At 35.5% G+C, this 20581-nt stretch carries 15 protein-coding genes; 9 read left to right on the top strand and 6 right to left on the bottom strand.

The window, feature by feature from the left end:
- Positions 1-103: 103 nt before the first annotated feature.
- The 5 genes from ACFIKR_RS04720 (at position 104) to ACFIKR_RS04700 (ending at position 5755) form a co-directional block, all read left to right on the top strand.
- Positions 104-712, top strand: a complete 609-nt coding sequence (locus ACFIKR_RS04720) for a fumarylacetoacetate hydrolase family protein (RefSeq protein ID WP_375659037.1) — start codon at positions 104-106, stop codon at positions 710-712.
- Positions 709-972 (top strand): LysE family translocator, encoded by a 264-nt coding sequence (locus tag ACFIKR_RS04715; RefSeq protein WP_375659036.1) that lies wholly within the window; start codon positions 709-711, stop codon positions 970-972. The genes ACFIKR_RS04720 and ACFIKR_RS04715 overlap by 4 nt, the downstream gene beginning before the upstream one ends.
- The gene (locus tag ACFIKR_RS04710; protein ID WP_375659035.1) at positions 938-1342 is read left to right on the top strand and encodes a LysE family translocator; all 405 of its coding nucleotides are present in this window, start codon (positions 938-940) and stop codon (positions 1340-1342) included. Before ACFIKR_RS04715 ends, ACFIKR_RS04710 begins: the two co-directional genes overlap by 35 nt.
- A 613-nt stretch (positions 1343-1955) precedes the next feature.
- Positions 1956-3356, top strand: coding sequence for an amino acid permease (locus ACFIKR_RS04705; protein WP_375659034.1), 1401 nt, complete (start codon positions 1956-1958; stop codon positions 3354-3356).
- A 1007-nt stretch (positions 3357-4363) separates the two neighbouring features.
- Positions 4364-5755 carry an amino acid permease gene (locus tag ACFIKR_RS04700; protein ID WP_375659033.1) on the top strand — a complete coding sequence of 464 codons (1392 nt, stop codon included), beginning with the start codon at positions 4364-4366 and terminating at the stop codon, positions 5753-5755.
- A gap of 113 nt (positions 5756-5868) precedes the next feature.
- Here the strand turns inward: ACFIKR_RS04700 and ilvC are convergent, their stop codons facing one another.
- The 3 genes from ilvC to ACFIKR_RS04685 all read right to left on the bottom strand — a co-directional run bounded on the left by ilvC (position 5869) and on the right by ACFIKR_RS04685 (position 10022).
- Positions 5869-6888 carry a ketol-acid reductoisomerase gene (gene ilvC, locus ACFIKR_RS04695; RefSeq protein ID WP_375659032.1) on the bottom strand — a complete coding sequence of 340 codons (1020 nt, stop codon included), beginning with the start codon at positions 6886-6888 and terminating at the stop codon, positions 5869-5871.
- 1193 nt (positions 6889-8081) lie between these two features.
- Positions 8082-8816 carry a pyridoxine 5'-phosphate synthase gene (locus tag ACFIKR_RS04690; protein ID WP_375636194.1) on the bottom strand — a complete coding sequence of 245 codons (735 nt, stop codon included), beginning with the start codon at positions 8814-8816 and terminating at the stop codon, positions 8082-8084.
- An 84-nt stretch (positions 8817-8900) separates the two neighbouring features.
- Positions 8901-10022, bottom strand: a complete 1122-nt coding sequence (locus tag ACFIKR_RS04685) for an ATP-dependent RecD-like DNA helicase (RefSeq protein ID WP_375659031.1) — start codon at positions 10020-10022, stop codon at positions 8901-8903.
- Between the two features lie 1038 nt (positions 10023-11060).
- Here ACFIKR_RS04685 and ACFIKR_RS04680 point away from each other — a divergent pair.
- The 4 genes from ACFIKR_RS04680 to ACFIKR_RS04665 all read left to right on the top strand — a co-directional run bounded on the left by ACFIKR_RS04680 (position 11061) and on the right by ACFIKR_RS04665 (position 14458).
- The gene (locus tag ACFIKR_RS04680; protein ID WP_375659030.1) at positions 11061-11987 is read left to right on the top strand and encodes a D-2-hydroxyacid dehydrogenase family protein; all 927 of its coding nucleotides are present in this window, start codon (positions 11061-11063) and stop codon (positions 11985-11987) included.
- A 233-nt stretch (positions 11988-12220) separates the two neighbouring features.
- Positions 12221-13468: an MFS transporter gene (locus ACFIKR_RS04675; protein ID WP_375659029.1), complete on the top strand. Its 1248-nt coding sequence runs from the start codon at positions 12221-12223 to the stop codon at positions 13466-13468.
- Positions 13469-13619: 151 nt separating this feature from the next.
- On the top strand, positions 13620-14111 hold the full coding sequence (locus ACFIKR_RS04670; RefSeq protein ID WP_375659028.1) for a hypothetical protein: 492 nt from the start codon (positions 13620-13622) through the stop codon (positions 14109-14111).
- On the top strand, positions 14108-14458 hold the full coding sequence (locus ACFIKR_RS04665) for a TauD/TfdA family dioxygenase (protein WP_375659027.1): 351 nt from the start codon (positions 14108-14110) through the stop codon (positions 14456-14458). The genes ACFIKR_RS04670 and ACFIKR_RS04665 overlap by 4 nt, the downstream gene beginning before the upstream one ends.
- Before the next feature lie 662 nt (positions 14459-15120).
- Here the strand turns inward: ACFIKR_RS04665 and ACFIKR_RS04660 are convergent.
- The 3 genes from ACFIKR_RS04660 to ACFIKR_RS04650 all read right to left on the bottom strand — a co-directional run bounded on the left by ACFIKR_RS04660 (position 15121) and on the right by ACFIKR_RS04650 (position 20529).
- Positions 15121-16920: an acetolactate synthase 3 large subunit gene (locus ACFIKR_RS04660; protein ID WP_375659026.1), complete on the bottom strand. Its 1800-nt coding sequence runs from the start codon at positions 16918-16920 to the stop codon at positions 15121-15123.
- A gap of 270 nt (positions 16921-17190) precedes the next feature.
- Positions 17191-18063 (bottom strand): tRNA (adenosine(37)-N6)-dimethylallyltransferase MiaA, encoded by an 873-nt coding sequence (gene miaA, locus ACFIKR_RS04655; protein WP_375659025.1) that lies wholly within the window; start codon positions 18061-18063, stop codon positions 17191-17193.
- Positions 18064-19002: 939 nt separating this feature from the next.
- Entirely contained in the window at positions 19003-20529 is a 1527-nt protein-coding gene (locus tag ACFIKR_RS04650; protein ID WP_375659024.1) for a Do family serine endopeptidase, read from the bottom strand.
- Between the last annotated feature and the right edge of the window lie 52 nt (positions 20530-20581).

The raw sequence follows: 20581 nt of genomic DNA, 5'->3' as shown, positions 1-20581 counted from the left end.
GCCTCTTGTTCAGAAAACGCACAACACGAGATAAGAAAAAATGTTGTTTGCAAAGTTCTCTCTTGCCTATACAAAGAAAAAATAAAAAATTTGGAGGGCTCCTATGATGAATGACATTTACTGTGTTGGACGCAATTATGTTGAACATGTTCATGAACTAGGCAATACTGTTGAAGAGGAACCTGTTATCTTTAGCAAGCCAAACAGTTCACTCATCTTAGGCAATGAAATTTATCTCCCTGATTTTTCCAAAGAAATCCATTTTGAAACTGAAATTGTACTCAAAATCTCAAAGGACGCTTTCATGGTCACGGAGGAAGAAGCAGAAAAATGCTATGATGCCGTAGCAATAGGTCTTGATCTCACAGCGCGGGATTTGCAAACAAAACTGAAAGGAAAAAGGCTTCCTTGGCTTTTATCGAAAGGATTTAAAGGCGCTGCATACGTCTCTGACTTCATAAACAAGGAAAAAATAAACAAGCCAATAACCTTTGCAATGAAGTTGAATGGCGAAACAAGACAAGTTGGCAATACGAAAAATATGATCTTTAGCTTTGAGAAGATAATCTCATTTTTAAGTCACTACATTCAGCTAAGACGTGGTGATCTCATATACACAGGCACTCCACAGGGTGTAGGAAAACTTTCTCAGTTTGACAGAATAGAATTGTATCTCGAAAATCAATTAATTTCAGAGCTAAAAGTAAAATGAATCATCAAATACTGACCTTTTTCATTGTTTCATTTTTTTTAGTCATCTCACCGGGGCCGAATATGGCCCTTATCATCGATAATGCAACGAGATTAGGAAGAAAGAACGCATTTGTAAACGTTTTAGGATTGTGTACAGCAACATATGTGCATGGGGCATTTTCCATATTAGGTGTATCAGTGCTCATTCTCAACAACAAAACGCTGTTTTTTTTTAGTAAAACTCATGGGTGGCAGCTATTTATTATACATGGGCTTTAAATCGATTAAATCTGGAATACACAGCTTAAATTCAAAAGAAAGAATATCAACGAATGAAAAGCATGCTACGAATGAAACAAAGCTTTTAACAAGCTACAGAGACGGCTTTCTTACACAAATACTAAACCCCAAAGTATCAATATTCTATATAGCGGCCTTCCCGAAATTTTTGTCTTCTGGCGGTGGCATTAAAAAAGGCTTTGAACTTGTAACCATACATTCCTTCAACATCTTTGCATGGTTTACTGTGATGACCATTTTTATATCATTCGCCAGCTCCGCTTTAAAAAAACAGAGGATAAAAGGCGCGATTAATATCGCGACAGGAACAGTTTTATCTCTGTTTTCTTTTTTCATTGTCTTTGGATAGTTTTATCTTTTGATAACAAATTGCAAAGCTAATAGAGCAATCTTTTTCTGATTCTGTCTCTCACGATGAATAGCTCAACCTCTAACAGAGCTTATACAATCCCCAGTTTTTTCTTTGTATAACTGAATTACGCTGCATTTCTTTATCATAGTCTCAAGGACTTTCGTGTAAACGATGTGAATTTCTCGCAACGCTTTATAAAATGTTATCAATATCTAAACAAAATCCTTATTCATCACTTTAGAAGAAATAAGCTACGATATTCCTCTTTTCGTTTATGAAACAAAAAAGTGATTTTAAAAATCATTTTAATTTTCTATCATTAAAAACTGTTACTTAAACTAAGATGAGAACTCTTGAGCGCTATTTGAGCCAAAATTAAAACTCTCACCATTATGAATAATAACAATAAAAACTCCCTATTCAAATATCTGTTACGTTATTTAAGAGGAAAACATCCTCTTTTTTCAAAACCATATTCTTGTCTTTATCCACACAAAATCATAAAAAACATTTTTTTCCTTTACACCTTATTTATATCATGCTTCGATACAGAATGATGCATTTTTTAGTGTAATTTAATCTCAAAATAATTAAAGGGAACCCCAAAAAAATGAACTGTAAACAAAATTTAAAAGATGGTCCTCAAATGAAACTACAACGTGGCCTAGATAACCGTCACGTACAACTTATAGCCCTCGGTGGAGCTATTGGAACAGGTCTCTTCATGGGATCAGGAAAAACAATTAGTGTAGCAGGCCCTTCCATCATACTCGTTTATGCTATTATTGGATGTGCCCTATACTTTGTAATGCGTGCTATGGGAGAATTATTGCTTTCTAATTCACAATACCGGTCCCTTATTGATTTTTCAACCGATATGCTAGGACCAGGAATCGCTTTCTTTGTGGGCTGGAACTATTGGTTAAGCTGGGTTGTAACTGGAGCTGCAGATATTATTGCTATCATTAACTATATGCATTTCTGGTGGCCAACACTTAATCCATGGATTGTTGTTTTTGCTTGCATTGGTTTCTTTTTAATCCTTAACCTTCTTGCCGTAAAATTTTTCGGTGAACTTGAATTCTGGTTTGGTCTTATCAAAGTCGTAGCAATTTTGGCATTAGTTATTGTTGGATTTTATATGATCGCTACAGGCTTTACCTCTCCAAATGGTACTGTTGCCTCTCTTAACCATGTATGGAACGATGGAAATATCTTCCCGCGAGGAATTACAGGTTTTTTTGCTGGATTTCAAATTGCTATTTTTTCTTTTGTTGGTATAGAAATTGCTGGAACAACGGCAGCTGAAGTTAAAGAACCTAAAAAAGTTCTCCCTAAAGCAATTAATGCAATACCGGTGCGTATTGTACTCTTTTACATCCTTTCTCTCACTGTGATTATGTCCGTTACTCCTTGGAATCAAATTGTTCCAGAAAAAAGTCCCTTTGTCTCCATGTTTTGGCTTGCAGGTATTCCAATAGCTGCTGGTTTGGTCAATTTTGTTGTTCTCACCTCGGCTGCCTCTTCAGCAAATAGTGGTATTTTTTCGACTAGCCGCATGATATACGGGCTTGCAACACAAAAAGGTGCTCCTCCAATTTTAGGGAAGCTTTCCAAATACCATGTTCCAGCCAATGCTCTGTTCTTTTCCTGCCTATGTATTTTAGTAGGATACACAATTGCATCATCATCTCCAAGCATCATAAGTGCTTTTACAATTGTGACGAGCATTTCAGCGATTGCATTTTTATTCGTATGGTCCGTCATTTTGATTAGCTATATTGTGTATCGTCGCAATCACCCTCGTCTACATGCTGAATCCGTCTACAAAATGCCGGGAGGTGTCATTATGTGCGGGATCGTGTTAGTCTTTTTTGCTTTCATGCTCTATTTATTGACATTAGAACATGATACCCTAACAGCTTTAAAATACAGTATCTTTTGGTTTATTTTCTTAGGTATAATGTATTTTATGTTTATAAGAAAAAAAATCGCTCCAAAGAACAAATAAAATCTATACAAAACATCTCAAAAAAGGGTAACTGAAGTTACCCTTTTTCTACTTAACCTCCTCCCCACACCTCAAAAAACGATGATTCCCACAAACGCCGATTTGTAAACAATCCGGCTTGTTAAGGGGAATGCTGCTAACCACTTATATGATTCACCTACATAAGGCTCTATGGGCTAGCCCTACCCTAAATACTCACCACACATTCTAAAAATACTTAATGTGTAAAATTTTATATGCTTTATATCACTACTCTAAACAACAGTATTTTACTGCATTATAGGATAAGAAATGCGCTATTCTGTGAAGAATTCTCTATAAACTTCACTGATATTGTTTACTAATAAAACATGAAATTTTATCTAAAATCGCCCCCCAAAATTTATATTCAATTTTTTAGCAAAATTAAAAATACAGCTCTAAACAAAATATATCTTAATAGCTATCTACAATAAAAAAAGATTCTATGAAAATATTTTTCTATTTATAATAAATTTTAAATATAAATATTTAAATGTAAATTTTAAATATATTTTTAATATTTAAATAATATTTTAATAGTTTAAAAATTATTTTATTTCTATATAAATATTTATATTTAATAAATTTATAATTTTATTTATATTCTTCTGTAAAATAAAGTAATTTATTAATAAATAATTTGAAATAAAAACTATTTAATGCAATGATTTATTACAAAATAATTTCAAGTAAATATATATAAATAATAAATTATTATATTAATATACTATATATTATTTATTGTAAATAATATATAGTATATTATGTTTATAATATATATAAAACATAAAAAATATAATATAATTTATATTTTATTTCTTATGTATAAAATAGTTATTCCATTAATTTATAATGTTTTTTCTTTGTTCACATATAGTCATAGAAAAAAATTCCTTTACTCCTTAACCATAGCGTGTTCCGATAGAAGAGATTACCTTTTTTAGGATAATTTTTATTTAAAAATAACTAAGGGGAAATTCCCAAAAATGAACAAACAAAATTTAGAAAAAAAACCTAAGAAGAAATTGCAACGTGGACTACATAACCGACACATACAACTTATAGCCCTTGGTGGAGCGATTGGAACAGGTCTCTTCATGGGATCAGGAAAAACAATCAGTGTAGCAGGCCCCTCAATTCTACTCGTTTATGCAATTATTGGTTGTGCTCTATACTTTGTCATGCGTGCTATGGGAGAGTTATTGCTTTCTAATACACAATATCGATCTTTTATTGACTTCTCAACTGATCTTCTAGGTCCGTGTGCCGGATTCTTTATCGGCTGGACATATTGGTTGTGTTGGATTGTCACCGGAACTGCTGAAATTATTGCTATTGTCACTTATACACACTTTTGGTGGCCTGAACTCAATTCGTGGATTCCTGTTATAATTGGTCTTATGTCCTTTTTAATTCTTAACCTCGTCGCCGTAAAACTATTTGGCGAACTTGAGTTTTGGTTTGGTTTTATCAAAATCGTAGCAATTCTAGTCTTAATTGTTGTAGGATTTTATATGATCTTTACCGGTTTTGTCTCTCCAAACGGCACGGTTGCTTCTCTTAGCCATATATGGAATGGTGGAAATATTTTTCCGCGAGGAATTACAGGCTTTTTTGCTGGATTCCAAATTGTTATTTTTGCTTTTGTTGGCATTGAACTCGCTGGAACAGCTGCAGCTGAAGTGCAAGAACCTCAAAAAGCTTTACCACAGGCTGTTAATTCAATACCAATCCGCATTGTATTCTTTTATATATTCTCTCTTCTTGTGATTATGTCTGTGACACCGTGGGATCAAATCAGTCCAGAAAAAAGCCCATTTGTAACAATGTATGCACTTATTGGTATTCCAACTGCTGCTGGTTTGATGAACTTTGTTGTCCTCACAGCTGCCGCATCTTCAGCAAATAGTGGAATTTTTTCTACCAGCCGTATGATATATGGGCTAGCAACACAAAAAGGTGCTCCTAAATTTTTAGGAAAACTTTCTCGTAACCACGTTCCAGCCAACGCATTATTCTTTTCATGTTTATGCATCTTATTTGGTTATGTAGTTGTATCGTTATCTCAAACCCTCATAGCTGCTTTTACAATTGTTACGACGATTGCCGCAACTTTGTTTATATTTGTATGGTCTATCATTTTGATCAGCTATATCGTCTATCGTCGCAATCGTCCTCTCCAGCATACTGTCTCTCCTTATAAAATGCCAGGAGGTGTTGTTATGTGTTGGGCGCTTCTTATTTTCTTTGCATTCATTATTTATTTATTATCATTAGAAGCTGATACTGCCATAGCTTTAAAATACACTCCAGCGTGGTTCATATTTTTAGGAATTGTATACTTTCTTTTTGGAAAAAAGAATTATGCAAAAAATTAAAAAATAAAGCTTATGTTGCAAAAAGCATATAAAAAAGGGTAACTAAAGTTACCCTTTTTTATATTTATCTATAAAATTATAAAAGCTATTGATAAAATATCTCTTTAGAAGCTTCAATTACGCTCTTTATCAACCAAAGCGTTAGATTTTATCCAAGGCATCATAGAACGAAGTTTTTTACCAACTTCTTCAATAGGATGATTATCATTTAAACGCCGCATGCCTTTAAAATGAGCTGCACCAGCTTTATACTCTTGAATCCAATTTGACGTAAATTTACCCGTCTGAATATCCTTCAAAATACGCTTCATTTCTGCTTTTGTTTCATCAGTAATCACGCGTGGACCAGACATATATTCGCCCCATTCAGCCGTATTGGAAATCGAATAATTCATATTTGCAATGCCCCCTTCATACATGAGATCAACAATCAGTTTAACTTCATGTAAACACTCGAAATAAGCCATTTCCGGTGCATAACCTGCTTGTGTTAATGTTTCATAACCTGCGCGAATAAGCTCAACAAGACCACCACAAAGAACCGCTTGTTCACCAAAAAGATCAGTTTCGCACTCTTCTTTAAATGTTGTTTCAATCACCCCAGCACGTCCACCACCAAGACCACATGCATAAGACAATGCTACATTATGAGCATGTCCTGAAGCATCTTGTGCCACCGCTATTAAGCAAGGAACACCACGACCACGTTGGTATTCATTGCGCACTGTATGACCTGGACCTTTGGGAGCAATCATCACAACATCAACTGTTTTTTTAGGTTCAATTAAGCCGAAATGAATACTCAAACCATGCGCAAAAGCAATCACTGCCCCATCACGTAAATGATCATGAATATGCTCTTTATAAATATCAGCTTGCAATTCATCTGGTGTTGCCATCATGATGAGATCTGCCCATTTTGCTGCTTCCGCAACACTCACTACTTCAAAACCATCCGCAGTGGCCTTTTTAGCTGTTGCCGACCTTGAGCGCAAAGCAATTTGCACATTTTGCACACCGGAATCTTTCAAATTTAAAGCGTGCGCACGCCCTTGAGAACCATAACCAACAATGGCTACTTTTTTCCCTTTAATAAGATTAACATCCGCATCACGATCATAATAAACACGCATAAAAAAATTCCTTCTTTTTCTATTTAAACTGGATTTCAGATTATTTTTCTTAAATACGAAACATTATCTTCAGTGCATCACACACTTATAAAGACAAAAAATACCGCTTATAAGAACACAGCAATTGAATAATTTTAAAGTTTACATATTGCATAAAAAACTGTAGTCCCCAAACATTCCCAAAACATATACAGATCCCCAAATCAACTTCAACTGCTATTCCACAAAAACAATAATTACACAAAACAAGATTTCTAAAGAAAATATATTTGCTAATATTTTACTCTTCTATCGTGCAACAAAACACTATATTCTAAAAATTAAGATACAATATACAACTTTTAACATGAACCAAATCAATACGGATAGCAAGAAAATTTACAAAATAACAAGTATTGTTTTAATACAATCTTCAAAAGCATACACAACAATATCTTTAGAATAATAGAGAGGACGTTTTTACTTTTTACGTTCTTTAATATCCGCGCTTCTCACGCGAAAAAGAACGGCCCCATACTGCCATTATGTTATTCATTTATGATAGCGCCTTATAAAAAACTTTTAATGTGCTCGAGCCCTTTTCAAGAATCCCCTATAATCGCCTAAGATTTATTACACACCACTCTCTTTACTTCATAAAGCTACAAGTCGATATCATCATTCTATTTGACAGCTCTTATTGCACTAAGCCTATTCATAAAAAGCATTTTCTGATTTTAAATCTATTCATGATAAAATCATCAAAACCCTTATATGCCAAAAACTGCCACAACATTGAATTAGCCAATAAAATGATGATAGCAATAGACTTCATATCATCCATGAAGATTTTACGTTATACTATTTACAGATAACCCGTAAAATGAGCTCAAACATCAAGAAAATTTGTGTATTGATCTATTAAAATCCTACGCACTCCTTTACAAGGAAGACACTTTCCAAACCCTATTTCTTATCTCTTCAAAGAAATTATAGTAAGAAGATTTTAAAACTTCCTCATAATAGATAGTACAAATAAAAAACATCGCATACACTCAAAACAAAAGATAGAAAGCAACCAATAAACAGAGCAACAATAGAATATTTATAATGCACGCTAATAGTGCTATTTATCTAAACATATATTATTTTTTAAAGATAAATTGGCAAAGCTTTATAAAAAATTCTCTTTCAATTTTATAGAGAGAAAAAGATTACGATAATAACCGGATAAAACGCTGAACAGTATCATGCATTCCATACTCTAATGCATCGGCAATGAGGCCATGACCAATAGAAACTTCATCAAGCCAAGGAATGTTTTTGACAAGAGCAGGAAGATTCATAAGCGTCAGATCATGCCCTGCGTTCATACCTAACTGCAACTCTTTTGCTCTTCTTGCTGCTAAAACAAGTTTATTGAGCTCTTGATCCTGTTTTATCTTATCCTGAAATGCACCACCGTAAGGTCCCGTGTAAAACTCCACACGATCAGCTCCTATTGCTTTAGCAGTATCAAGACCATCGATAGTAGGATTAGCAAAAAGTGATACACGAATCTTTCTTTTTTTCAAATGCTGAATAATAGGTGTTAAAAATTCTGCATCATGAGCAAAATTCCAACCATGATCAGATGTTGACTGATCTGGATCATCAGGAACAAGGGTAATCTGATCAGCATACTTTTCAGCGATATCCAAAAATTGATCACTTGGATAACCTTCAATATTAAACTCAGCTGTAGGAAAAGTATTCTTGATTAAACAGTATATATCTGGCAAATCCGCAAAACGAATATGCCTTTCATCGGGGCGTGGATGAACCGTCAAACCTGCCGCTCCAGCAGCAAGCGCTATATGCCCCATATTCGTGATACTTGGCCACGGAAGATTACGTCGATTACGCAAAACAGCAACAGCATTAAGATTAACCGAAAGTTTTACCGCCATGCCCATTTCCATTTTTCTATAGTATGTAACAAGATAGAAAAAAGGCATTTTCCATCTGAAACTTAGATGATATACATATTTTTTCTATCGAACAATCATTAAACGTTCTGCTGCGCGCGTAATTCCCGTATAAAGCCAGCGCGCATACATATCACGAAATGCAAAACTTTCATCAAACAAAACGACGTTATTCCATTGAGAACCTTGCGCTTTATGAACCGTTAATGCATACCCATAATCAAAATCATCATATCGCTTTTTTAATTGCCATGAAATTTCTTGATCAGGGTTTTCAAACGCTGCTTTTAACAGTTTAATCTTTGCTACCCCACGCTCACTTTCTTCTGGTTTCACAAGAAGATTAATACTTGGTTTAACTGTTTCCTTCTGTGAAGTCATCACCTTCCATAAAGAGCCATTCAACAAACCTTTAGTAGGATCATTTCGCAAGCACACAAGCTTGTCTCCTGCTTGTGGATAATCTGCTGTAAATCCTTTTAACACACGCAAACGCTGATTATAAAGGTAGCGCGTACGATTAACCCCTACCAATACCTGATCAGCATCCAAAACCAATTGTTGATTGACCTCTTTACGTTTAACAACGCGCGCTTCTCCATAGTCACCATAAGCAATATCGCGTCCTTCACGCACATCCATAGCAAGACGTATAATCGGATTATCCCGCGCTTGCCGATGAATTTCTGAAAGAAGAAAATCTGGTTCTCCATTGGAAAAAAATCCTCCACCTGATATGGGAGGCAATTGACCTGGATCACCAAGAACAAGAATTGGTGTCCGAAAGCTCATTAAATCACGCGCCAATTTTTCATCTACCATTGAGCATTCATCGACAATAATGAGCTTAGCTTGTGCAGCCGCACTCCTCCGATTTAATGCAAATGTCGGTGCAATAGACTTCTTTCCCGTAACTTCATCGGAAACTTCTTCTTCCCCACGCGGACAATAAATCAACGAATGAATAGTACAAGCATTACTGGCACCTTTAGAGCGCAAAACCTGCGCCGCCTTCCCTGTAAACGCAGCAAATTGGACAGAACCATCAACTGTCTCTGCAAAATAGCGCGCAAGCGTTGTCTTACCCGTCCCCGCATAGCCAAAAAGACGAAAAAGAGGAGAACGCCCCTCCTTCAACCACGCAGCAACAGCCTTCAATGCATTATCCTGTTCGGGTGAAAATTGCATAGCTTACCAACATAAGATTTGCATAAAAAGAGCAGTATTTTGAAAAAAACCAACTATCAAGAAAAACTTTTTTATTAAGAATTGCTGACACACGCCCATCTAACAACTTTCGTAGCACAATTATCAATTATTTACCCATTGCTTTTTCAAGATATTGTAACAATCTAAATTTTATCTATACATCGATCTTCTTGGTAACACCTTATACTTATCAAATAAAATATAATTTTTTACAACAATAACACCAACAATGGAATATGCATATCTTAAAGTTAAAATAACACCTATATACGCTTTTTCTAACCAAAATTTAGAATGAGAAAAAGAGCATTGCAATTGCAAAATCCTCGCTAGAAAAAATGTCCTTAACAGATAAGAATAATGTAATTTTATGAATACTATCTTACACAATCACTCTGCTTTCTTGCACATAAAAATAAAGTACATCCACTGTTACGAAATAATAATTAAATATATCAAAAATCTTTTGGCAGAAATAGAAATAGCTCTCAACAAAACTAATTAATCCTATGGTGATACACCTATAAAGTCCCTATCTCCCTCTTATCATGATTTTAATAAATTTACTCTTCATGTTACAAATAAGTTATATCTCAACGAATAAAGAGAGCCATCACGCTTATATGAAGCACGCTTTATCTCGCACAAATATATAGCGTTTTCTGTTTCGATAATAAAATCTGGTTCGTAAGTATGACCTTCTTGGTAGTCTATTATAAAAAAACTGGGACATGGGTTTCAGTCCAGCGTAGCACTTCAGGTCCGTCCTCTAGAATATGAGAAAAGTGCAATTCTCCATCTACTGAGTCAAACTTTTTTTTCGCAATATTTTAAAGTTTATAAAAACTAACTGATTAATGCTATTCTTATTGCTAGAAATAGTAATGAAATCAAGGAGTATAATTTGTTAATAGGCTTGGCGTTATGTCAAAACATCAGCGGTAAGATTGCTTTTTGGTTGTTTTAGAAATGAAATAATGAGCTCAAATATTGATTGAATGAAACGGGAGATTTAAATTGAAAATATTAATTCCAGATGACTATCAAAAAGCCACCCTAACATTACAGTCTATTACAAAATTAATGAAATCGCATGAAGTGCTGATTATAAATAATTTAGCTAAAGAATGTGACTTAGAAGATAAGCTCAAAGAGATAGATATTCTTATCTTAATCAGAGAGCGGACTATAGTTGATAGAAATCTTCTCCTGAAACTGCCAAATTTAAAATTAATCTGCCAAACAGGCCATATAGGTTCACATATTGATATAGAAGCTTGTAGAGACTTAGGAATTGAAATATTAGACGGTGGTGGAGATCCAACTTCTGCTGCTGAATTTGCGTGGCTCTTAATTATGTCTGCGCGTAGAAAACTCTGTAAATCTGTGTCTGATATGAAAAAAGGACGATGGCAAACAACATTTGGCAACCAAATGAAAGGGGCCACTCTTGGAATATTCGGATTTGGGCGTATTGGTAAAATGGTTGCTCAATATGCTCAAGCTTTTGGCATGTCCATTTTGGTTTATGGGAGCGAGCGTTCAACGCAAGAAGCAAAAAATTTAGGTTATCATTTTACGCATTCAAAAGATGAATTTTTTACACGTCCTGACGTTATATCCGTCCATTTACGTTTAAGCGATAAAACCAGAGAAATCATTCAATTAGATGATCTATTGAGCATGAAACCACATGCTATTTTTGTTAACACAGCGCGTTCAGCTTTGGTTGAAAAAGGGGCGATAGAAAAAATACTAAGTTTGGAAAATTCAACTTACTTTGCACTGGATGTTTATGACAGCGAGCCAGTATATGAGAGCAAATTATTGCAATCAGATAGAGTTCTTTGCACACCGCATCTGGGCTATGTGACTGAAGAAAGCTTTGAGAATTATTTTGAAAAAGCTTGCCAAAATATAGCTTCTTTTATAAAGAGCACTTAATGCCGGCTGAGCCAATGTTTGTAAAATTTATCTTATATCGCTAGCCTATCAAATTTTCACGACACATAATAGCTTATTTCCTTAAATGAAGCATATTCCTTAACTTTCATATTAATACCAATCGTATTGACAGATTTTTATGTAATCAGCATAAAATACCTAATTTATTGTTGCAATCATTATTAAAAAAAGGCCACTTTATTGGAATACCCTTTAATTGGAGGGAGAGTATAGTGAGCAATAATAAATTTATAGAAAAAAATTATTATAGATGGATTGTATTGCTTGTTGCCACTATCGCTCAAGCATCAGCCTGCTTCTTTGTTCAAGGAATTGGTCCTTTAGCTGAATTTTTTAAGAAGGATTTCTCGCTTAGTGACTCTCAGATAGGTTTGCTGTCTTCAGCAGCGCAGTTCCTACCTATTATTGGGTTACTTGTAGCTGGCGAATTACTAGACAAGTTTAACGAGCGCTATATTGTTGGAGTTGGCGCTATCGGCGTTTCTGTCGCTCTTTTGTTGGGGGCAATCGCAGATAACTATATTTCCCTTTTGGTTTGTTTGCTAATTGTAGGGGGATTTTATAGTTCTGCTCAACCCGGTGGCGCTAAATCTGTTTCTTCATGGTTTCCACAATCGCAGCGCGGATTTGCAATGGGAATAAGGCAGGCGGGACTACCATTAGGCGGAGCATTAGCTGGGATAGTTCTTCCTGCTAGTGCGCTTGTCTATGGCATACAAAGTGCGTTTTTGGTCGGTGCTATAGTTTCTTTTTTAGGTGGATGTATATTTATTATTTTTTATCACTCACCAGCAAAAGTTATCGCTATCATTCCAGAAAGCAAGGCAAGGGTTTCGTTCTATGCAAATGTAAGGTATCGTCTTGCGATGTTGGCTGCACCGCATATGAAGAATATTATTTTTTCAGGCGTTTCACTTGTGATCGTTCAATATGTTTTAACCATTTTTATAACGATTTATTTTTATAGAATCTATCACCTGTCTTTAGATAAAAGTGCTTATTTGTTTTTTGTTTCACAAGCTTCTGGTGCCTTAGGAAGAATTATTCTAGCAGCATGGAGTGATCATTGTAGAAAAGGACGATTTTTTCCTGTCTTGTTTTGCATGATTGCAATCGTTTTTGAATTTTTAATATTAATTTTGGGCATTAATGGATCCATAATTTATTTAACTATTTTATCTGCTTGGTTAGGTTTTTTTGGAATGGGATGGTATGGCCCTTGGGTTGCTTATATTGTAGACTCTTCGCCAAAAGAAAGCGTTGGCTTTTCTTTGGGTTTAGCAATGTCTGTAAATCAAATCGCAATTATTACTGCTCCACCATTATTTGGATTAATCCAAGATTTTACAGACACTTATTTACTAACATGGCTGATTTTAATTTTAATTATTGTTTTTTCACTTTTCTTAATAAAAAAAATAGGGAAATATAATTGGGGAAGAAATTATAATGATAAATGAAAATACTTTTGAGTTGAGCAATGGCGAAAGAGACAAACTTTGGGAGGCTTTAGACCATGCTATTTATGATCCATACGATTGATATTGAATATTCGGTTGAACTAAAAAAATAGCATTTTCGCAGCTACCACATAGGATATTGACAATTCTTATGAATCAAAAGGTGTCTATTACCCCGAGACCATATTTAATCTTTGAAAACCTTCCAATTGATAGACAAATTAATACGTTACCTAATCCTCATAATTTAGATGCGTTTTGTAAAAGTGGCTATATTAGCGAAAATTTAATTATGATGTTTTCTTTATTAATCGGAGAGCCTTATTCAATTAAATTTGAAGGCGAACATATAGTAAACAACCTAGTTCCTTTAGAGGATAATAAAAAAGATTATACAGGATTAGGATCTGAAGTTGAGTTAGATTTTCATATAGAAAATGCTGCACTAAAATTTATAAGAGGTTTAAATTTATCTCCTAAAGGGATACTTTTAACTGGTGTTCGCAATGATGTTGATGGCCCGTTAACGAGAATATCTGATGCACGTCTAGCTTTAAAACTTTTAAGTGAAGAGGATTTGAGGAGCTTAAGGGATAATTTATATATAATTAATATTCCCTATAGAGGAGAAAAAGTGGGGTGAACTCTACAAGTAAAGTGCCCCTAGTTCAAGGAGACGGTGAATTCCCAGATATCAGCGCTGTTTTTTGTCCGGGCATGTTAGAGCCACAGTCAAAAAAAGCCAAGGAAGCTTTAAATCATTTTTATGAAGCTATTAAGGCTGTATCTTTTGGAATTGATGTACAACCAGGAAGATTATTATACATTGATAACAGAATGGCTCTACACTCTAGAGATAAATTTTTTGGATCATTTGATAGTTATAAAAATCCAATGAGGTGGATTCAAAGAGTATTTGTGTCTGCAGATTTATGGAATCATAGATATGTAAAACAAATAAAAGAAAGAGTATTTGATTTTCAATGTTAATGTCTTGATAATGATACGATGTTGAGTATTATTCCGGTTTATATATATTGACTACACATCTCATATGTATAGATTTCCCCCGCATAATCAGGTGAGATTGCTACCTGATTATAAGCTATGGTGGCCAATTGATTTTCTATGGCTGCATTTGATCTTTGTTATTTTTTCCCTTCCTTTCAAGCCGCTAGGGAGATTCTCCTATCAAACCCTTGAAAGAGCGATTTGGAATAATTTCATAATGCGAAACCAAAATATCGTGACAAACTCTTCTATTGTTTTCACAAGTATGACGGTTTGCATGGTCGCACCTTTCAAGCACGGTGGCTTTTTTTCTTGCACGATGGAATTTTTCATATATGAGACAACATAATTAATTTACAACAGATAATTCAATGTATTATCTAAAAAATGCAACGAAATAGCTATTAATATGAACATATGAATTTAAAAAACAAACATCGCATACAAATAAATTCAAACATAATTGGACACACAACTTATAACATTTTTTAGATGAACAAATAATAATACACCCCCTGTCTTTAAACAAAGAATGAAAATCATAAAATGAGCTCTAAGGATAATAGGAACTCTCCACAAAGAAGAGACAGAGATGAAGACCCATCATCACCATCCTTCACTATTTTGTTAACATATTCATTTTATACAAGAATCTTTCCCTCGGAAGAAACAGCATTTGCAACAGCTTCCTCGCTTGCCTCATCGGGTAATAACATCTCATTATGGGCACATCCCGATGGGATCATAGGAAAACAATTTTCTAAATGATAAACACGACAATCAAAAAGAACAGGCTTATCACAGTCAATCATCTGCTGAATTTTATCATCAAGTTCATCGGGTTTTGAACAATGAATTCCCACGGCCCCATAAGCTTGTGCCAATTTCACAAAGTCAGGCATAGATTCCGTATAAGAATGAGAAAGACGATTACCATGCAGCAATTGCTGCCACTGGCGAACCATCCCCATATACTGATTATTTAAAATGAAAATTTTTACAGGTGTATCATGCTGAATAGCTGTTGCAAGTTCTTGAATATTCATCTGAATGGAAGCATCACCAGAAATACACACAACAAGCGCATCAGGATAGGCAATTTGAACACCTATAGCCGCCGGAAGACCATACCCCATCGTTCCAAGACCACCAGAAGTCATCCAATGTTTTGGTTCATCAAAATGATAATACTGTGCAGCCCACATCTGATGCTGTCCGACATCCGTTGTGATATAAGCACGAGCATCTTTGGTCAGTGCATAAAGCCGTTCAAGAGCATATTGTGGCATGATAACATCTTTTTTTTCCGTATATGCCAATGAATTGCGTGATCTCCAGCGATTAATTTGCGTCCACCACGCCTCACGAACTTCACTATTAAACGCTGATTGCTGTATCTTTAAGCGTTGCGTCATATCTCCTAAAACACAAGCCACATCACCAATAAGTGGCACTTTCACTTTTACGATCTTATTAATGGAAGAGGGGTCAATATCAATATGAATAATACGCGCATGAGGTGCAAATGCATCCAATCGCCCAGTGATACGATCATCAAAACGCGCACCAACAGCTAACATGACATCACAATCATGCATGGCCATATTAGCTTCATAGGTTCCATGCATCCCAAGCATTCCAAGCCAATTTTTGCCAGAAGCGGGATAAGCACCAAGCCCCATGAGTGTTGACGTAATCGGAAAGTCACCCAGTTGAACTAAATCGCGCAAAAGCTTTACAGCTTCCATCCCTGATGAAATAACACCACCACCAGAATAAATAACAGGACGCTTTGCTTCTACTAAGAGAGAAACAGCCTCTTCAATAGCCTGCGCATTCCCTTTCGACTTTGAATAAGAACGCATAAATGTTGGCGCTTGAGGTGCTCTATAAATTCCTGAAGCAAATTGAACATCCTTAGGAATATCAATCAAAACCGGTCCAGGACGACCTGATTGAGCAAGAGAAAAAGCTTCATGAATAATAGCCGCAAGATCATTAACGTTTTTAACCAGCCAATTACGCTTCGTACAGGGCTTTGTAATTCCAACCGTATCAGCTTCTTGAAAGCCATTTGTTCCAATGATCGTTGTCGCTACCTGACCAGAAAAACAAACAAGAGGTATAGAATCCATAAGAGCATCTTGCAAAGGTGTAACAGCATTCGTTGCGCCTGGACCAGAAGTCACAAGCATAACACCTACCTTTCCAGTACTGCGTGCATAACCTTCAGCAGCATGCCCTGCAGCTTGTTCATGGCGCACCAAAATATGCTGGAGTGTATCTTGGTGATAGAGAACATCAAAAATAGGCAGAACAGCCCCACCAGGATAACCAAAAATATGTTTAACCCCTTGATCTATAAGAGCCTGAACCACTATTTCAGCCCCCGACATTATTTTTCCATCTGCACTCTCTTGCTTTCTTGGATCATTTCTCATTTTTCCCACTCACCTACTTGATAGGACAATAAAAAAGCCCCTAATGGAGCCCATAAAAAAAGACCCCAAAGGAGCCCATTACACAACACACACTGTATGATTACCCCCATTATTCCAACGTATAAAATATATAAAAATTTCCTTGTAGAAAGATTTCTAATTCCATTGATACCATTCGTCAATAAAAAATTATATTTTCTAAAAAAATTCTTTTTCACGAATTATCTTTTATCTTTCGATAAGTTTCTTTGCAAAGCTCTAGCTCTTTTATCAAAAAGTAAGCATCCATTCTTCATCAAATTGATTACGAAACCATGTCATTTGTCTTTTTGCATATCTCCTCGTTTGTGTTTTCACCGCTTCAAGAGCATTTTCAAAGCTTCTATATCCATCCAAATAAGCCATAAATTCAGGTATACCAATAGCCTTCATTGCAGGTAATGAAGGTGAAAGCATAAGATTCTTCATGATCATCACCTCTTCTAAAGCTCCTCTTTCAATCATAGAATCCAAGCGTTTATGAATACGTTCATAAAGCAGAGGACGTGGTGGCATGAGAAGAATTTTTTCGGTGAAATTCGGCACAATGAGAGGTATTGTTTTTTGTTTTTGCCACCAACTGAGCGTCTTACCGGTTGCATCATAAACTTCCAAAGCACGGACAATACGCTGTCTATCGTGCGAAGAAATTTTTTCAGCAACAACAGCATCAATCTGCAACAACTGGCGATAAAGACTTTCAGGTCCCTCTTTATCAAGCCGAAGTCGCCACTTCTGCCGCACAACATCCGGAACATGAGGGATTTCCGAAATCCCCTCTAAAAGAGCACGAAAATAAAGTCCTGTTCCACCAACAAAAATAACTGATCTTAAAGAAAAAGTAGCCAATAGCTTCTCGACATCACACAACCATTGCCTTACTGAATAATTCAAAGTAGGACTCACATGACCATAAAGATAATGCGGAACAATCGCAGTATCAGCCTCCGTAGGCCGTGCCGTTAAAATATTTAAAACATCATAAACCTGCATTGAATCAGTGTTAATAATGAGAGCATTTTTTTCTTGAGCCATTTGTAAGGCAAGTTCTGACTTCCCGCTTGCCGTTGGTCCCGCTATTAATGTAACTGTTCTCTGTGTCATGAATAACAATTTCTCCCAATCAATAACTTATTGCAACACACAGCCCCCCCAGAGCCCCCTATGAAACTTATAAAAAAAAGAAAAAATGGACTTAATAACGACACCAAAGGAATTTCCAAGCATTTCTGCTATCATAATTCAATAATAAACTACAGCCATAATCATCCTGTCCGTTAGTCCATTAAAAATAAACATATTCTTTGTCATCATTTATGAAAATAATACTGAGCTTAACCTATACAATCAAACAGCTTTATTTTTTCCTATAAAAACAGCATGCTACTCTGATTTATAATAAGAGATTCAGAAATTGTCTCCTTCACGCTCTCTTTTTTATAACTATTTTTTCATCCATCACCAAGAAAGGTATAAATATATATAACGAATTTAGTCTGATATGATTTTTCTCTAGGATAATTTTTTTCAAACTGAAGTGAAAAAAACGCTCTCTATAGCACACAAAGCACAATCACAAAGTGCTAAAAGTCTCACTAGATAAAACATTATTTATAATAATAATTGCACCCTTTATTTATAATAATTGAGCGTTTTGCAACCTGAATAAGAGCTCCCAATATCATAAGATTTTCTCATTTTTATCCTTCTCATAGAGTGCCATATCAATACCATTCACTTGTGCATCAAAAGCAGAAATAAAAATTGACTTAAACACAAGACAGTGATCTCTTATGCAGCACTTCAAAGCCTAGGCTGTTGCAATATTGAGAACTAGCAAATCTATTATGGTACCAACCTATACTTTTATTTAATGCAAAAATAGAGCTGCCCAACGGATTTTATGTTATACAATCCATGCTCTTTGTCGTAAAATGAACTTGAGAAATATTGGACATCACATAGCTGAGCTACAAAGTATCCCATATACTAAGGCTGATAAAAAACAAAAAATTAATTTTTAAGCCTCAATTTATTGGGGTATCAATCCATTAGAAGCGTTACGAACCGTAACTCTCCATCTGGGCGCGCTACGATGAATAGAGCATTTTTGCGTCCGGCTTCACGTAATTTATGAATACGTTTTTTAGCTTCATCGATTGTTGTGATAGCACTCTGATTGATATCAATAATGACTTCACCAACGCGAATACGCTTTTTATCCGCTGCGCTATTTTGTGCAACAAATGTTATCACTAGTCCTCGAAGTTTATCTGAAATTGAATAACGATGACGCAAATCCTCTGTCAATTCAGATAGCGTCATTCCCATAAATTGCATTGTCACGCTTTTGGACAGATTATTGTCTTTTTTATCATCAACTTCTTCTTCTATATCTTCATTTGCATCTGTTTCAATCAAACGTCCAAGCTTAACTTTTACTGTTTTTTCTTGCCCATTCCGTAAAACAGTAACATCCACCACTTTTCCTTCTGAACTTTCTGCAACTAAACGCGGCAAATCACGTGCATGCTTAATTTTGAAATTACCAAAGGAAAGAATAACATCTCCAGTTTGTAACTGGCTATTATCTACATTATTTTCTTCTGTCTGTTCTATTTTACCAGCCACCAATGCTCCTACAGCATTGTCCAATTTTAAACTTTTTGCAATATCCTCTGTTACCGGCTGAATACGGATAGCCAACCAACCACGCCTTATTTCTCCAAAATCACGCAATTGATTAATAACAGAAAGGGCCATATCCGATGGAATAGCAAACCCAATACCGATAGATCCTCCAGAAGGTGAAACAATTGCTGTATTAATGCCAATGACTTCACCATTTCTATCAAATAACGGACCACCAGAATTGCCCCGATTAATTGCTGCATCTGTTTGAATAAAATTATCATAGGGACCAGCATTAAGATCACGGTTACGTGCAGAAATAATACCAACCGTTACACTTCCACCAAAACCATAAGGATTACCAATAGCCATAACCCAATCACCAATACGTGCTTTTTCTGAGTCGCCAAAACGCACAGCTTTTAATTTTTTACGTCCCGCATCCACTTGAAGTAGTGCCAAATCAGTTTTGCTATCCTTGCCAAGAAGCTTCGCCTTGAGTTTTGTACCATCCGTAAAATTAACTTCAATATCATCAGCATCAGCAATAACATGATAATTTGTAACAATAATCCCTTTTTGTGCATCAATCACAAAACCAGACCCCAAAGAACGCACCTTTTGAAATTGACTATTTTTTTGACCATCTTTGGGTGTAAAAAAGTCATTAAAATATTCCTCCAGCAATGAATCTTTGGGAATAACGGGTACCGAAGTATGTTCATCCTGTTCGGTTCCTTCAACAGTCTGTGCCGTAGAAATATTCACAACCGTCTCCAAAAGCTCAGAAGCTAAATCAGGAACAGAAAGCAATGTCTTGTTTGTCTCTGCGCCCCAAGACAAATTCACTGATTCTGATAAAAACAAAATCACACACAAAACAACTCTTGTGATAAAAGACTTCAAAAACGTATTTCTACTCACGATACTTCTATCCATGACATGCCTTTAACCAAAGCTGCAAAGAGCCTTACTCAATTTATTATACAAA

Source organism: Bartonella sp. MR30HLJHH (genome assembly GCF_042194195.1).
GTDB lineage: Bacteria > Pseudomonadota > Alphaproteobacteria > Rhizobiales > Rhizobiaceae > Bartonella > Bartonella grahamii.
The sequence above is the reverse complement of the archived record's forward strand: the minus strand, read 5'-3'. Positions and strand labels throughout refer to the sequence as shown.

What these genes read in the sequence shown, in the direction of transcription:
- ACFIKR_RS04720 (WP_375659037.1), top strand. Translation starts at nt 104, where the DNA reads ATGATGAATGACATTTACTGTGTTGGACGCAATTATGTTGAACATGTT.
- ACFIKR_RS04715 (WP_375659036.1), top strand. Translation starts at nt 709, where the DNA reads ATGAATCATCAAATACTGACCTTTTTCATTGTTTCATTTTTTTTAGTC.
- ACFIKR_RS04710 (WP_375659035.1), top strand. Translation starts at nt 938, where the DNA reads ATGGGTGGCAGCTATTTATTATACATGGGCTTTAAATCGATTAAATCT.
- ACFIKR_RS04705 (WP_375659034.1), top strand. Translation starts at nt 1,956, where the DNA reads ATGAACTGTAAACAAAATTTAAAAGATGGTCCTCAAATGAAACTACAA.
- ACFIKR_RS04700 (WP_375659033.1), top strand. Translation starts at nt 4,364, where the DNA reads ATGAACAAACAAAATTTAGAAAAAAAACCTAAGAAGAAATTGCAACGT.
- ilvC (WP_375659032.1), bottom strand. Translation starts at nt 6,888, where the DNA reads ATGCGTGTTTATTATGATCGTGATGCGGATGTTAATCTTATTAAAGGG.
- ACFIKR_RS04690 (WP_375636194.1), bottom strand. Translation starts at nt 8,816, where the DNA reads ATGGCGGTAAAACTTTCGGTTAATCTTAATGCTGTTGCTGTTTTGCGT.
- ACFIKR_RS04685 (WP_375659031.1), bottom strand. Translation starts at nt 10,022, where the DNA reads ATGCAATTTTCACCCGAACAGGATAATGCATTGAAGGCTGTTGCTGCG.
- ACFIKR_RS04670 (WP_375659028.1), top strand. Translation starts at nt 13,620, where the DNA reads ATGAATCAAAAGGTGTCTATTACCCCGAGACCATATTTAATCTTTGAA.
- ACFIKR_RS04660 (WP_375659026.1), bottom strand. Translation starts at nt 16,920, where the DNA reads ATGAGAAATGATCCAAGAAAGCAAGAGAGTGCAGATGGAAAAATAATG.
- miaA (WP_375659025.1), bottom strand. Translation starts at nt 18,063, where the DNA reads ATGACACAGAGAACAGTTACATTAATAGCGGGACCAACGGCAAGCGGG.
- ACFIKR_RS04650 (WP_375659024.1), bottom strand. Translation starts at nt 20,529, where the DNA reads ATGGATAGAAGTATCGTGAGTAGAAATACGTTTTTGAAGTCTTTTATC.